This is a genomic window from Amphritea sp., from assembly GCF_016744155.1.
Classification (GTDB): domain Bacteria; phylum Pseudomonadota; class Gammaproteobacteria; order Pseudomonadales; family Balneatricaceae; genus Amphritea.
The window spans coordinates 191083-205583 of the sequence record NZ_JADGEW010000003.1; the positions used below are offsets into that span (position 1 = coordinate 191083).

Below are 14501 nucleotides of genomic sequence, written 5' to 3' on the forward strand. Positions count from 1 at the left end.
TCATATTAAGCATCTAAGGCCCCTTGTGGGCCTTTATTTATGAGGGTTACAGTATGCTGCCTGATGTAAAAAAAATTCTATACGCTTCAGATATTGATAAAGGTTCTCGTCCTGCGTTCAGGGCCGCCGTGAGTCTTTGTGGTCACTACAACTCTGAAATTACCTATCTGCATATCATTGAGCCGCTCAGCGCATCTGCAAAGAGTGTGGTTGAAACCATGATGAGCGAAGAATCTCTGCATGAGATGCATGGTGAGGGTTTAGGTAACCTTAAGCGTAAAATGGAAGGGAGAATTGCGCGTTTTTGTGAGACTGAACTTGAAGAGAATGAGATGCTTTCCGAAGGGTCAATACTCTCCCGTGTAGAAGAGGGAACACCCTGGAAAACGATTCTTAGGGTAGCTGATGATATCGACGCTGACGTCATTGTTATGGGGACTCGAACTCATTCTGCGGTTGGGCAGTTCTTGTTGGGTTCCACTGCTAACAAAGTGATGCAGAACTCTAAGCGTCCTATTCTGATCGTGCCTTTATAAGCTGAATAAACTTCAGTCTTCTGATTTCGGCATGATCTGAAATTCTGCTAAAAAGCGACTCCATTTTTTATGGTGTCGCTTTTTTTTGCCTGTCAAAGATTGGTGCCTAGCTGGAAATAATATTGTGTCTTACTGGGCGCCCTGATAAGTTTAAACTTGGTCATTAATATGGAGAAACCGGCTCATGGATGTACTCTCGGCTATGGAGGTTTTTGTCCGTGTTATAAAGTTGCAGAGCTTTTCTCTCGCGGCCAGTGATTTGGGTGTTTCTAGCTCGTCGGTCAGTAAACAGGTTTCGCACCTTGAGAAGCATGTTGGTGCAGCGCTTTTGGAGCGGACAACCCGGCGACTTAGTGTGACTGAAGCGGGGGCGGCGTATTATGAGAAATGCCAGTTAATTCTTTCCCAGGTGGAACAGGCTGAAACGCTTGTCACCGAACTTCAGGGCACCCCTTGCGGACTATTGAAAGTGAATAGTGATATCGCCTTTGGCTCGTTGCTACTTGCCAAAGCGATTCCCGTCTTTATGGAAAGATATCCTGATATTCAACTGGACCTAGTACTGGATGACGGGGCGGCGGGTATTGTTAAAGAGGGGGTAGATCTGGCTTTTAGAATTGCTGATTCAATATTGCCCGATGAAGATCTTAATATAAAAGAGTTGGCCACTATCCCGCAGGTGCTTTGTGCTACGCCTGAATATTTAGCGCTGCACGGTGAGCCACGCACTCCTGAAGAGCTTAAAGAGCATAAGTGTCTGCTAAGCACCTCATCTAAAGAAGCGAACCGGTGGGCGCTGAGCAACTCAGAAGGAACATATGTTGTTCAGGCTAAGGGTGGCCTAAGAGCCAACAGCTCGTTAGTGAGTATCGGGGCGATGCAGGCGCACCAGGGAATCTCTAAGCTAGCTCGTTTTGAGGCTGATCGCTTTATCGAGGAGGGTAGTGTCAGGATATTACTGCCGGATTATGATGTTAGTGCTGACAGGTTGTTCGTCGCTTTTCCCGAGCGCCAATATAAAAATTATAAAGCGGGTCTGCTTATAGCGTTTATTGAAGAGTGGTTAGTAGAAAGTTTGCAGCAGGAAGATGTTGTTTAGAAAGGCCGCCATAGCGGCCTTTTTTGTTATTAGCCTTCAAGATCGCTGAGGGCCTGCATGGCCTCTTTACTCCAGTCCAGGGCCTTTCGGTAACTGGCCTCATACAGATTGGAGTCAAAGTCGCTGGGTAATAGGTCCCAGTCACCGGCTTCATAGTTAGTGACATACAGCAGTGTCTCGCCTATTTTGCCCTGGTTGAATAGGATGGCGTTTTTAATGTCATCGCTCAGAGGTACGTCTTTAAGCATTGTTTTCTGATCGATATCAAGAAGTAGATGAAGGTTGGACATCATGCCGGCCATGAAATAGCTGCCGTGATTGCTAATCTTGGCTGCAAGAGCAACTTCTTCGCACATTCTTCCCCTGACCAGTAAGCTACGGCTAATCTCTTCAGGTTTTCCGCTCTGATTATTCAGGGCGATCAAAGTGGCCCATTTCCTGATTTGTGCCATGCCCAGCATAACGATAGCTTCAGTCAGGGACTCAACCTTGCGCACCAGTGAGTATGCTGCAGAGTTGACGATACGCAGTAGTTTATAGGTTAGGACCGGATCACGGATAATCAGATGTTCAAGTCTTTCGGGAGTAGTGTTTTGGTCTTGAAGCTCCTGGACTAACTCAAAAAGAGCTGCCTGATTCGGATCAACCTTCTTGCCTTTAACCAGTTTTGGCTTGCTCAGGAAATGTCCCTGAAATAGCTTAAACCCAAGTTTGTTACATTCTTCTAGCATTTCTACGGTTTCAATTTTTTCTGCTAGAAGAGTGACTTTGAAAGGGGTGATAAGTCGCACTTGCTCAGCAACTTGATCGAAGTTCAAGTCTTTAACGTCGACCTTAACAATGTGGGCTAGCTTAAGTAGAGGCACCGCTTCAGGTTTGTAGATAAAATCATCTAATGCGATACGATAGCCGCTTTTTGCTAGTCGATGCACCGCAATTATTAACTCGCGGTCTATTTTAATATCTTCAAGAATCTCGATTACGATATTTTTACGGGGCAGCTCTGGAAAATCATCAGAAATCAGAAGATCACGTGTGAGGTTAATAAATGCTGGAACACGTTTGAGAGATCCCTGATCAGAGATGCTAGTGTAAGAATTAAGAATGACTTCCCGGGTAGCACCGGTTCCCCGAAACAGAGCGTGTTCAGTGTCCTGCTCATCTCGGTATAGCAGTTCGTAGGCTACAACCCGTTGGCTTCGATCAAAAATCGGTTGCCGGGCCATCAGAACCTGAGAATCTGAAGTGGTGTCCATGTCTGCTCTTTCCATCGAAAACTGCGTGTTAATCAAGCATATAGCTAGTAGGCCCAATTGTCAGCTCTGATGTTGCCCATATCAGGTACTTTGAATGTAGGATATTAGTCGAAAGAAGTCGCTGTTTTGTATGCTATAGGTATAATGTGTGCCCCAGAAATAGTAGACCCTAATTATGAGTAGTATTAACTGGTTTCCGGGCCATATGCATAAGGCCCGTAAAGAGATAGCTAAGGTAATGGATGAGATTGATGTGGTCATCGAAATACTCGATGCCAGATTACCTGTGTCCAGTGAAAATCCGATGGTCTCAGATCTGGGGAAAGGTAAGCCAGTTATTAAGCTACTTAACAAGAGCGATATGGCTGACCCTGAACGCACTCAGGAGTGGGTTGATTACTACAATAGCCTACCTGATACCCAGGCCGTAATGATCGATTACTCACAGAAACTACTGATCAGTACTATTCCGGATATGTGTAACAAGTTGGTGCCTTCCCGGAGTAATAATGGCCGTCAGGTACGGGCGATGATTATGGGTATTCCCAATGTGGGGAAATCGACCATGATCAACGCTTTGCTGGGTAAAAAAATCGCTAAAGTAGGCAATGAGCCTGCTGTTACTAAGGGTCAGAAGCGTTTTACGCTGCGAAACGGTATGGCCTTGTCAGACACGCCCGGCATGTTGTGGCCCAAAATCGAAGATTATGATTCTGGTTACAGGCTTGCTGCCAGTGGTGCGATCAAAAATACGGCGATAGAGTTTGAAGATGTAGCCCTTTATGCCGCCGGTTTTTTACGTGAAAAATATCCGGACCTGCTGGTTGCACGCTATAAGTTTAAAGAGTTGCCTGATCATGCTGATCAGGTGCTGGAAGAGATTGGCCGTAAACGCGGTGGGCTAAGGCCTGGTGGTGTAATTGATCTGCATAAGGCCTCTGAGATACTGCTGAATGAACTTCGTAGTGGTCAGCTTGGCCAGATTACCTACGAGACCGTCACAGAGTGGCTCGACAAGTGGGAACAGCAACGGCTTGATGCTGAACGTATTGAGCAGGAAAGATTAGAGCAAGAGCGTTTAGAGGCGGAATCAGAAGCCCAGCGCTCGGCTCAGCGAAATAAAGGTAATAGATATGACACGTAAAAAGAAAAAACGCAGTTCGCCGAAGCCTATATTTTTGGATGTGCCGCGTCGCAGTGAAAAACTGGCTGATCCTGATAGCTATGAAAGTCGTAGACGTCGTAACCTGGAACAGAAGAAAAAGAGTAAATCGGTTTACGAAAAAGCCCGCGAAGCAGAGCAAGAAGCAGGTTCTACTACTCAGCAGCGCGAAACGCCGTTGGCCGAAAAGATACGCCGTCTTAAGCGAGCTGAAGAAGCTCGTCAGAAAGATTCCGAAGAGGTTGTTCAGAAAGACTCCGAAAAGGAATAATTCCTTCTATAGTTTGATCTCTGCTTTTGTGTGCTCTACGTTTACTGTTACCTGCGGCATTATTCGCAGGCAGTAAACGGAGATCAGGTTATGTCTCATGCTGATGTTCATCGTGCTGGCGACGCGCCTGCCAGAGTCGATCTCATAGAGGGCGAAACCTATTGCTGGTGTGCCTGTGGTCGTTCAAGCACTCAACCTTTCTGTGATGGATCCCATCAGGGTACAGGGTTAGATCCGATTGTATTCATTGCTCGAAAGTCTGAAACAGTAGCGCTCTGCTGCTGTAAACAAACAGGTACTCAACCACTCTGCGATGGTAGCCACAATAAGAGTCAATAATTCTCGCTAGGGCAATCACGACTGGGTACAATGCGCTTCTTTTGCTTTAGGAAGAGAGACTCTTGCAACAGTTTGATGTCGTTATTGTCGGGGCGGGTGCTTCCGGTCTTATGTGTGCTGCTACCGCCGGTTATCGTGGTCGCTCAGTATTAGTGTTAGAACATACCGCGAAGGTTGGCCGGAAGATTCTGATGTCCGGAGGCGGGCGCTGTAATTTCACTAATATGCACAATTCTCCTGCAAACTTCATCTCTCAAAATCCACACTTCTGTAAGTCTGCATTGAGTCGCTATAAGGCTCAGGATTTTATCGATCTGGTTGACCGACATGGCGTTGAGTACCACGAGAAAACCTTAGGGCAGCTGTTTTGCAATGACTCCAGCAAAGAGATCCTCCAGGTTTTGTTGACTGAATGTGAATGGGCAGGCGTTGAGGTCAGAACTGAAACAACGGTACATAAGCTGAAGTCTTCTGAAACGGGTTTCCAGTTACAAACGACCAAAGGCAATATTTCTGCCGGATCTGTTGTGATCGCTACCGGTGGCCTGTCTATTCCTAACGGTGGAGCAACCAGTTTCGCCTATGACATCGCTGAACAGTTTTCGTTGGATGTTTTGCCACGTACAGCTTCTCTGGTTCCTTTTACTTTGCAGCCGAAGGATAAAGAGGTCCTGAGTGAGCTTTCCGGTGTGTCTCATGCTGTCAGGGCAACAATAGGTAAAACCAGCTTTCTTGAGATGATGCTCTTTACTCACCGGGGTATTAGTGGCCCGGCGATTCTGCAGATTTCAAACTATTGGCATCCGGGTGAAGAGGTCGAAATCGATCTGTTTCCCGGTATCGACCTTTTTGAATGGTTGAAAGAACAGCGCGAAGCTCGCCCTAAAGCTGAACTGACTACCATCATGGCTCAGCAGATGAGTAAGCGGATGGCACAAATACTTTGTTCTAAGTTTGAGCTCAGTGGCGTGATGGGTAACTTCTCAAACAAGCAGCTTGAAGCGATTACCGCTGCGTTCTGTTGTTGGAAGATCAAGCCTTCGGGCACCGAAGGTTATCGTACAGCAGAAGTGACTATTGGTGGTATAAATACTAATAAAATCAATCAGAAAACAATGGAATCTAATTCTACTTCTGGTCTTTATTTCATCGGTGAATGCCTTGATGTTACCGGGCATTTAGGTGGCCACAATTTCCAATGGGCCTGGGCCTCAGGCTTTGCAGCGGGCCAGGCGGTTTAGTACACAGATGACACTATAGCCAAAGAATTTGTGCTGGCATAACCTACAGACCGTATATATTAGAAGCTTGTGAGGTTAACCGGCCTTCGCTTTGCCAGGCTAATTCCGGTTGTCACTTCATAAATTCTGGATATTTCTACAGCTCTTCAGTTGGCAGCGACTTAACCGCTATGTCATCCCACTGTCGTGGGAGAGTAAATTTAACTAAGACACAAAATTTGTAATCAGTCTTTGAATAAAGATAATTAATTGAGGGTGAGTAATGGCGATTGGCTTTGATTTTGGAACATCGAATTGTTCGGTTGCTCATGTTGTTGACGGGCATGTTCAAACGATTCCTTTATCCGATAACGAGTCGTTTATCTTGTCAGCATTGTGCGCTCCGACCCGTGAATCGGTCTCTGAGTATTTGTTTAGCTGCCTGGATATTTTACCCGGTAGCAGTGTTGGAGAGGAGGTGCTCAGACATGCAATCGCTGAGAACCGTGCCGAGGGTTTGAAGATACAATCCGACGATGTGCTTTTTGGTAAGCAGGCTTTAGAGCTGTATCTGGAAGACCCTGATTTTGTCTACTACGTTAAATCACCCAAATCCTTTCTCGGCACACAGCAGTTGCGTGAAACTCAGCTTGCACTGTTTGAAAATATTGTCTGCGCCATGATGGCTAATGTCAAAAACAGGGCGCAAGCATATTTAGGTCGAGATATCAGTGAGACGGTAATTGGCAGGCCTGTCAATTTTAATACCCTGGGTGGTGAAAAATCTAACATTCAGGCCGAAGGAATATTGCGTAGAGCGGCTTCCAGAGCAGGATTCAAGTATATTGAATTTCAATTTGAACCCGTAGCGGCAGGCCTGGATTTTGAATCGACTTTAACTTCCGAGAAGAATGTACTAGTGGTCGATATTGGCGGCGGTACATCTGACTGTTCGTTGATACGTATGGGGCCTAAATGGTTGGAAAAAAAGGATCGTGCAGAGACGCTTTTAGCTCATGCTGGAAAATCAGTGGGCGGTAATAATTTGGATATCGCTATCGCTTTTCAGCGGTTTATGCCGGAATTTGGTAAGGAAACTGATTTCAAATCAGGCAAAGCAATACCAACGATGACTTTTTGGGATGCGGTTGCAACGAATGATGTAAATGCGCAAAGAAGCTTTTATTCATATCAAAATTTGGACGTGCTCAATCGAATACGTATGGATGCCAAGCATCCTGAAAAAATTGAAAGGCTCATTCAGGTACACAAAAAAGCATTGGGTCATATGGTCGTCGGAGAGTCTGAAAAGGCAAAAATTGCGCTATCAAATCAATCAGACTATATCGCGAATATAAATTTGTTATCAGAGACGGTCGATATCCATCTATTATCAGAGCAGATGGAAAAATCTATTGCTGAACCTATGCGCCAGATTAAAGGGTTGATAGAAGAAATACTGCTACAAGGGGAGGTGACACCGGATGTGGTGTACATAACAGGGGGCTCTGCGCGTTCTCCTATTGTCAGAAAAGTTGTGGAATCAGTACTGCCCAATACACCCATAGCCAGTGGTAATTTTCTGAGTTCAGTGACTGAAGGCTTGGCACGCTGGGCAAATTTATGTTTTAGATAAGCCCGATTGTCACGCTACGCAGGCTGAATAGATATCGCTCCAGATCCAAATTTCTCCTGTTGTTCTTATTGAAAGTAAAAATTCTGAGGCTGCTGTGCATAAGCGGCCTTTATGGAGCTCTATACGTCGGCATACAGCAGTTCTTTGAAATCAAAATATAATTACCGGGTTGTCGGGGTATCGCTTGCATGGGCGTCAAAATAGTCTTCGTTTTAATTCCATTGATAGTGTTAAAATGCCCGCCAAATCATGCGGTCTACCGGGCTGTTTTGTCAGTGTTTAAAATACGTCGATACATCGTTGTTTAGTGGCTTACTGCTCCCAACATCAATTCTGTATTACACGATTCTGCAAAGAGTATTCAAATGGAAATCAAAGTAAATTTTTTAGAAAATCTCAGGCTTGAAGCAAAGTTTGATGATTTCACTGTTACCGCAGATCAGCCTATACGTTACAAAGGCGATGGCTCTGCTCCTAGTCCGTTTGATTACTTTCTGGCTTCGTCTGCGTTATGTGCGGCGTACTTTGTAAAGGTTTATTGTAAGGCGCGTGATATTCCGACCGATGACATCAGGTTGTCACAAAATAATATTGTCGACCCGGAAAATAGATACAACCAGATTTTTCAGATACAGGTAGAGCTACCCGAGTCGATTTCCGATAAAGATCGTACCGGTATCCTGCGTTCAATTGAGCGCTGTACGGTCAAAAAAGTCGTTCAGGAAGGCCCGGATTTCAAGATTGAGAGTGTCGAAAACCTGGCTGCGGACGCTTCGATTATGGCGATGGGAATTCCCGATGATGGTGTAAATACTATGATTGAGGGGAAAGACCTGCCACTGGAAAAAACCATCGCTAATATGACTGGTATTCTTGAATCCCTGGGAATGAAGATCGAGATTACCTCCTGGCGTAATATCGTGCCGAACGTCTGGTCGCTGAATATCAGGGATTCGGCCTCTGAGCTCTGCTTTACCAACGGTAAGGGGGCGACGAAAGAGAGTGCGCTTTGCTCCGCTCTGGGTGAGTTTATTGAACGTCTGAGCTGTAACTTTTTCTACAACGATCAGTTCTTCGGTGAAGAGCTTGCTAATGCTGAGTTTGTCCATTATCCGAATGAGCAGTGGTTCCCGCTTAATGAAGAGGATTCAGTCCCGGCAGGCTTGCTGGATGACTACTGTCTGGAGATATATAACCCTGAGGGTGAGCTGCAAGGCTCCAACCTGATTGATACCAACTCGGGTAACTATGAGCGGGGTATCTGTGCCATTCCCTATGTGCGTCAGTCTGATCAGGAAACGGTTTATTTCCCCTCGAATCTGCTGGAAAACCTGTTTCTCAGTAACGGTATGAGCGCCGGTAATAACCTGTTTGAAGCGAAAGTACAGTGTCTCTCTGAAATCTTTGAGCGGGCAGTTAAGCGGCAGATAATCGAGCAGGAGATCGTCCTCCCGGATGTCCCGTTGAATGTACTGGAAAAATTTCCGGGTATTATGGCAGGTATCCAGGGGCTAGAAGAGCAGGGCTTCCCGATCGTCGTTAAAGATGCGTCTCTGGGGGGGCAGTTCCCGGTGATGTGCGTCACTCTCATGAATCCCAGGACCGGCGGGGTGTTTGCCTCTTTTGGTGCCCATCCCAGTTTTGAAGTAGCACTGGAGCGTAGTCTCACTGAGCTGCTGCAGGGTCGGAGCTTTGAAGGCCTGAATGATGTGCCGCCACCTACATTCAGTAGTGAGGCAGTGACTGAACCGAATAACTTTGTAGAACACTTTATCGATTCAACCGGCGTCATCTCCTGGCGTTTCTTCAGTGCGAAGCAAGATTACAGCTTTGTTGAATGGGACTTCTCCGGGACTAACGAGGAGGAGTGTGGGCGTCTGATGGGCATTCTTGAGAAGATGGGTAAAGAGGTCTATGTTGCTACCTTTGGCGGTTTTGGGGCTGATCAGAGTGCTTCTGCCTGTAGGATGCTGGTACCTGACTACTCTGAGATCTATCCGGTGGAGGATCTGGTGTGGGATAACACTAACAAAGCGATCTACTTCCGCGAAGATATTCTTAACCTTCATACGCTGGATGATGATCAACTTGCCGATCTGGTTGAACGACTGGAAGAGAGCGAAGAGGATAATTACACCGAGATCAAAACCCTTATCGGAATTGAGTTCGATGAAAATACGGTGTGGGGCCAGCTCACTATACTCGAATTAAAGCTTCTGATCTATCTGGCGCTGCAGCAGTATGAAGAGGCGTTTGAGCTGGTGGACAGCTTCCTGCAATACAATGACAACACGGTTGAACGTGGTTTGTTCTATCGAGCGATGAACGCCGTGTTGGTCATCGCACAGGATGATGAACTGGAGCTTGAAGACTACCTGTACAACCTGCGTCGTATGTTTGGTGAAGAAGTGATTAACAAAGTTGTCGAATCGGTTAACGGTGAGGTTAAATTCTATGGTTTGACTCCCACCAGTATGAAGCTTGAAGGCTTGGATAAGCACCTGAGGCTGATAGAGAGTTATAAGAAACTCCATGCAGCCAGAGCGACTAATTAATTAGTCGCTGTTAGCTAAGACCCAGTCCTGGTGACTGGGTTTTTTATACTTCCAGAAAGAGAGATTGTTACAGCTAGGCTAGGTAGTTATTTTACTTATAGCATATCTATAAGTATCAAACTGATTAGAGTACTGACGCTATCCGCGTCATTATAGGAATAGTTCAAGGTTCAGTGGCTTGCTATCGCCCAGCCACATGACGTATTGGGTATGGTCATCCAAATCATTTCCGGTGACGGGATGGATAAAGACACTCAGGCCGTTTCTGTTAAGTATTAACCAAGGTAGTATCGCTGCAATTTTCTCAGAGCCAAATGAAAGTTGGCAGCTCCATCCAGGATGGGGGCCTACGAGCTTTTGGTGGACTCTACCCATGGTGATTCCTTGAGTATCGCGGGTCTGTTCACAAAACTCTACAGCCTGATCAAGGCTATCAGCATTGAAGTATACATGAGCATGATAGGCTGAAATTTTGATAGGTGGCTGTGTCATAATCATTCCGGTGTTTGTTGGCAGTTGTTGATCATAGATTAAAGCGATTTCCTGATGCAATTGTTATCGTAAGGCTGAGTGATGTTGTAAAAAGATAGATAGGCTATAAGTGCTTATATTTGAGATCCTGTGTGTCAGTTATAGGCATTAATTATTAGATGCAATCGCTGATTTATAAAGATAATAGGAAGATATGATGATTAAGACCCATACCCAGATATCACTGACACTTGATGCTGCTCTTGTGATTGCTAATTCCGCCATCAATAAAGGAAATGAGCTGGGCATTAAGATGAACGCAGTGGTGGTTGATGCTGCAGGTAATCGATTGGTGTCATTACGGGAGCCGGGTGCTCCAATGCCTGCGTTAGACTTTGCAGAGAAAAAAGCTTACACCGCAGCAAACTTTAAGTTACCGACTGAGAAGTGGTCAGACGTTCTTGAGGGACGGCCTGTCGTCGCAAATGGTTTGGCGCAGCATGAAAAAGTTGCTTTGTTTGGTGGTGGTTTGCCTGTAATAGTTGAGGGTGTTGTTGTTGGTGCAATTGGTGTTTCAGGCGGTAAAGTGCCTGATGATATTAAGTGTGCGGAAGCGGGGCTTGATGCGCTTAGTTTGCTTATTCATGATTAGGTGTTCTGGTACTGAATTGATGCTGTCACTTTAAAAAATATAAGTGTAGATAAGCAATTACTTTGGTAGTGGGCATAGATATACATAGCGATTAAATAGAACTATCCAGCGACGCATGCTATTTGTGACACCAAAGTTTAGAGAGTATTTTATGAGCGACATGAAATTCACTAAAGACGAAACTGATCGAATTGTTGCTAAGGTGAAAGCCTATTTCACCGATGAGCTCGACCATGAGATTGGTGGCTTTGAGGCGGAGTTCCTGATGGATTTCTTTGCCAAAGAGATAGGCCCACATTTTTATAACCAGGGGTTATCTGATGCTCATACGTTATTTTCAGAAAAAGCTAATGAGCTGGGCTATCTTATTGAAGAGTTGGAGAAGCCGGTTTCTTAAAGCCTGCTTGAAAAATGGCGTGAGATGCGTGCTGGCCAAGATTCAATCACGCTATAAATAAACACTCAGTTTTATCAGTGATAATTATGAATATTAGAGTAGCAAAAAGTGAGGATGGCCAGGGTATCCAACAGTTGTATCTCTCAGCCTTTCCCGAAGACGAAGGTGAGGTCGTGTCTAAGATTGCCATTGATCTGCTTGATGAAAAGACGACACCTAAAGTATTATCATTAGTTGCTGAAACCGAAAGCGATTTACTGGGTCATGTCGCTTTCAGCCCGGTGACAATAGCTAGTATCGAAAACTTTCACAGCTATATTTTAGCGCCATTGGCGGTGAAACCCGATTTTCAGAAACGGCATATTGGGTCACAGCTGATAGAGCAGGGTCTGCAGCAGTTATCTTTGATCGGCGTTAATGTTGTCTTCGTTTATGGCGACCCTGAATATTACAGCCGGTTTGGTTTTAGTGTCGAAGCGGCCCATCAGTTCAGGCCGGAATACAAGCTGCGATTTCCCTTCGGCTGGCAGGCCGTTCAGCTTAATGAGGCTAACCTACCCAGCGCCCCTGTTACTATAAAATGTGTTGCGTCTTTAAGTAGTCCGAGTCTCTGGTAACACTCCGCTAATTTCATAAGCTGAAATACCTGTATTTATACTTGCCACAATATTTATCTGATCTGCTAAACTCGCGGCTATTCTATCGTTAAGGCACAGTTTATGAGTTTTTCGTCATTTGGTTTAAACCCTCTTTTATTACAGGCAATCGAAGAAAAAGGGTATAGCCAGCCAACACCTATTCAGCAGGAAGCCATTCCTGCCATTTTGAATCAACAGGATGTGATGGCAGGGGCGCAGACGGGTACCGGGAAGACTGCCGCCTTTGCCCTGCCTATTCTGCAACAACTCGCTGTATCAGGCAGTGCTAAGGCTTCGGTACAAGCATTGGTGCTTACGCCAACACGGGAACTGGCGCTGCAGGTGGGCAAGAGCTTTCAGCAGTACGGCATGCACATGCCACTTCGAACGGTGGTGGCTTACGGTGGTGTCAGCATCAATAATCAACTCAGTGAAATCGCCAAGGGTGTGGATGTTTTGGTGGCGACTCCCGGGCGGTTGATTGATCTGGTCATGCGTGAAGCGATTGATCTGAGTAGTCTATCGTTCTTCGTTTTGGATGAAGCGGATCGGATGCTGGATATGGGTTTTATTGACGATATCAAACGTATCCTCAGATCGGTTCCGGCAACCCGCCAAACGCTGCTGTTCTCGGCCACTTTTGATGATGCGATATTTAAACTCAGTCAGAAGCTGCTTAGTAACCCTACGTTGATTGAAGTTGATCAGCGCAATGCTACGGCCAGTCAGGTTGAACAGATAGCCTATGAAGTCGATAAGCATCGTAAACGTGAAATCACATCCTTTCTGATAGGCTCAAAAAACTGGCAACAGGTACTTATCTTCACCCGTACTAAGAAGAGTGCTGATGATCTTGCCAAAGAGATGTGCAAAGACGGCTTAAAAACAGAAGCGATACATGGTGATAAATCCCAAGGAGCTCGAGAACGCGCGCTTGAAGGGTTTAAAAATGGAACGATTAGGGTGTTGGTAGCGACTGATGTGGCTTCCCGTGGGTTAGATATCCAGCAGCTTAAATATGTTATTAACTATGAGCTTCCGCATAATGCTGAAGATTATATTCACCGCATAGGTCGTACAGGCCGCGCGGGTGAAACCGGGCTGGCCCTTACATTGTTAAGCGCCGATGAAACCTGGTTGCTCGATGAGATACATAAAATTACTGATACCCGTCTGATGCAGCAGTGGTTGCCAGGATATGAACCTAATCTCGATCAGAACTTCGTTCAGAAGAACAAGAAAGGTGGCGGAGGTCGTACTAATAATCGTGGTCGATCGCGACGTCGTTAATTCTCCTGTAGAGGCTGAATACAGATATATTACAGGGTAGATGCTTAGCCGATGTTGCCAAATATTCTTTTCAGCCTAATCGTATCGTTGCCTATTGTAGGGTTGCTCTCGATTTGTCGATCGTTCGTTTGTGGTTACAGAAGTTATCAGGCCAGTAAGACGGCTTTCGTTATTTTATCTGTTGCCTATATCCTGATTATGCTGATCGTTCTGGCATTCGATCTTGTGGTGCTGTTTGGTTACGGGGTTGCCCATACGGGAAAGAGCAGCACAAACGATCTAATCGTTCTCAGTGTTACCGTTATTCCTACTTATGTTGTTACCGCAGGTCTTTGGCTGTTATGCCGGTATATGGAAAGAAGACTGGCTTAGTGATTCATCTCCTGGGTTCGTTGCCTCGCCTTTACTGGCTATGAACAGATGATGGCTGCAGGCCAATACGAAGGCTTGCAGAAGATTTAGACTTAAGAGGATTAGATACATAAATAAATATTATGTATCATGAGCTTACCGATCAGGAGACTCAGATATGAACAACTCTTTGCCCTTGCCAGATGAAAAGAAACTGCTGATAACCTATCGGGTAGAATCGGGCTGTCTGGGGCCGGAAGGTGAGTGTTATGTTTCAAGTTTTTGTGAATTCGCACAACGCCAAATCCAACCTCTCTATGCTGATTTTATCGCCTGGAATGTGGTATCCAGAGATGACAAACATGAGCCTGAAATCCAGTATAATCTAGTGACTAAAAGAGTGAATCACTCACAGGCCAGCCGTTATTTCGCTGCATTTGGGTCAAGTATTGATCAGTTTGAAATTGATCTCTCTGAAAGACTGGCAGAGCTTATTGATGAGTTCATGGGGCATTAATTCGATACGTTATTTCCTTATTTAACGTAGTGCGGCCATAAAACCCTAGCCTCTGTGTTTTTGTTTGTAGATTCTCATTGTTTGATCATACCCTCTCTTCTACTATTGGCA

Annotated in this window: 16 protein-coding genes; 14 read left to right on the plus strand and 2 right to left on the minus strand. The window is 45.4% G+C overall.

The window, feature by feature from the left end; genetic code table 11:
• Nucleotides 1–53: 53 nt before the first annotated feature.
• Together QZZ54_RS04630 and QZZ54_RS04635 are read left to right on the plus strand one after the other, a co-directional pair.
• Nucleotides 54–536 (plus strand): universal stress protein, encoded by a 483-nt coding sequence (locus tag QZZ54_RS04630; RefSeq protein ID WP_290699516.1) that lies wholly within the window; start codon nt 54–56, stop codon nt 534–536.
• Between the two features lie 184 nt (nt 537–720).
• The gene (locus tag QZZ54_RS04635) at nt 721–1635 is read left to right on the plus strand and encodes a LysR family transcriptional regulator (RefSeq protein WP_290699519.1); all 915 of its coding nucleotides are present in this window, start codon (nt 721–723) and stop codon (nt 1633–1635) included.
• Between the two features lie 29 nt (nt 1636–1664).
• Here the strand turns inward: QZZ54_RS04635 and QZZ54_RS04640 are convergent, their stop codons facing one another.
• Nucleotides 1665–2891, minus strand: coding sequence for an HDOD domain-containing protein (locus QZZ54_RS04640; protein ID WP_290699522.1), 1227 nt, complete (start codon nt 2889–2891; stop codon nt 1665–1667).
• A gap of 175 nt (nt 2892–3066) precedes the next feature.
• Between QZZ54_RS04640 and ylqF the strand changes: the two genes are divergently transcribed.
• The 6 genes from ylqF (at nt 3067) to QZZ54_RS04670 (ending at nt 10074) form a co-directional block, all read left to right on the plus strand.
• A complete protein-coding gene (gene ylqF / locus QZZ54_RS04645) occupies nt 3067–4035 on the plus strand; it encodes a ribosome biogenesis GTPase YlqF (RefSeq protein ID WP_290699525.1) in 969 nt (322 codons plus the stop codon).
• Nucleotides 4025–4324 carry a hypothetical protein gene (locus tag QZZ54_RS04650; RefSeq protein WP_290699528.1) on the plus strand — a complete coding sequence of 100 codons (300 nt, stop codon included), beginning with the start codon at nt 4025–4027 and terminating at the stop codon, nt 4322–4324. Before ylqF ends, QZZ54_RS04650 begins: the two co-directional genes overlap by 11 nt.
• 90 nt (nt 4325–4414) lie before the next feature.
• Nucleotides 4415–4663, plus strand: coding sequence for a CDGSH iron-sulfur domain-containing protein (locus tag QZZ54_RS04655; protein ID WP_290699531.1), 249 nt, complete (start codon nt 4415–4417; stop codon nt 4661–4663).
• Between the two features lie 62 nt (nt 4664–4725).
• Nucleotides 4726–5904: an NAD(P)/FAD-dependent oxidoreductase gene (locus QZZ54_RS04660; RefSeq protein ID WP_290699534.1), complete on the plus strand. Its 1179-nt coding sequence runs from the start codon at nt 4726–4728 to the stop codon at nt 5902–5904.
• 262 nt (nt 5905–6166) lie between these two features.
• The gene (gene yegD / locus QZZ54_RS04665; protein ID WP_290699536.1) at nt 6167–7519 is read left to right on the plus strand and encodes a molecular chaperone; all 1353 of its coding nucleotides are present in this window, start codon (nt 6167–6169) and stop codon (nt 7517–7519) included.
• 365 nt (nt 7520–7884) lie between these two features.
• Nucleotides 7885–10074 (plus strand): OsmC domain/YcaO domain-containing protein, encoded by a 2190-nt coding sequence (locus QZZ54_RS04670; RefSeq protein WP_290699539.1) that lies wholly within the window; start codon nt 7885–7887, stop codon nt 10072–10074.
• A gap of 150 nt (nt 10075–10224) precedes the next feature.
• On the opposite strand, the gene QZZ54_RS04675 is transcribed toward QZZ54_RS04670, so the two are convergent.
• Nucleotides 10225–10566: a DOPA 4,5-dioxygenase family protein gene (locus QZZ54_RS04675; protein WP_290699542.1), complete on the minus strand. Its 342-nt coding sequence runs from the start codon at nt 10564–10566 to the stop codon at nt 10225–10227.
• A gap of 193 nt (nt 10567–10759) precedes the next feature.
• Here QZZ54_RS04675 and QZZ54_RS04680 point away from each other — a divergent pair, with 193 nt between their 5' ends.
• The 6 genes from QZZ54_RS04680 (at nt 10760) to QZZ54_RS04705 (ending at nt 14390) form a co-directional block, all read left to right on the plus strand.
• Entirely contained in the window at nt 10760–11197 is a 438-nt protein-coding gene (locus tag QZZ54_RS04680; RefSeq protein ID WP_290699545.1) for a heme-binding protein, read from the plus strand.
• Between the two features lie 151 nt (nt 11198–11348).
• Nucleotides 11349–11594 (plus strand): DUF2164 domain-containing protein, encoded by a 246-nt coding sequence (locus QZZ54_RS04685; protein ID WP_290699549.1) that lies wholly within the window; start codon nt 11349–11351, stop codon nt 11592–11594.
• A gap of 86 nt (nt 11595–11680) precedes the next feature.
• A complete protein-coding gene (locus tag QZZ54_RS04690; protein WP_290699551.1) occupies nt 11681–12211 on the plus strand; it encodes an N-acetyltransferase in 531 nt (176 codons plus the stop codon).
• Between the two features lie 102 nt (nt 12212–12313).
• Nucleotides 12314–13522, plus strand: coding sequence for a DEAD/DEAH box helicase (locus QZZ54_RS04695; protein ID WP_290699554.1), 1209 nt, complete (start codon nt 12314–12316; stop codon nt 13520–13522).
• Nucleotides 13523–13573: 51 nt separating this feature from the next.
• Entirely contained in the window at nt 13574–13894 is a 321-nt protein-coding gene (locus QZZ54_RS04700) for a hypothetical protein (protein WP_290699557.1), read from the plus strand.
• A gap of 157 nt (nt 13895–14051) precedes the next feature.
• Nucleotides 14052–14390: a hypothetical protein gene (locus tag QZZ54_RS04705; RefSeq protein ID WP_290699560.1), complete on the plus strand. Its 339-nt coding sequence runs from the start codon at nt 14052–14054 to the stop codon at nt 14388–14390.
• The last annotated feature ends 111 nt before the right edge of the window (nt 14391–14501 follow it).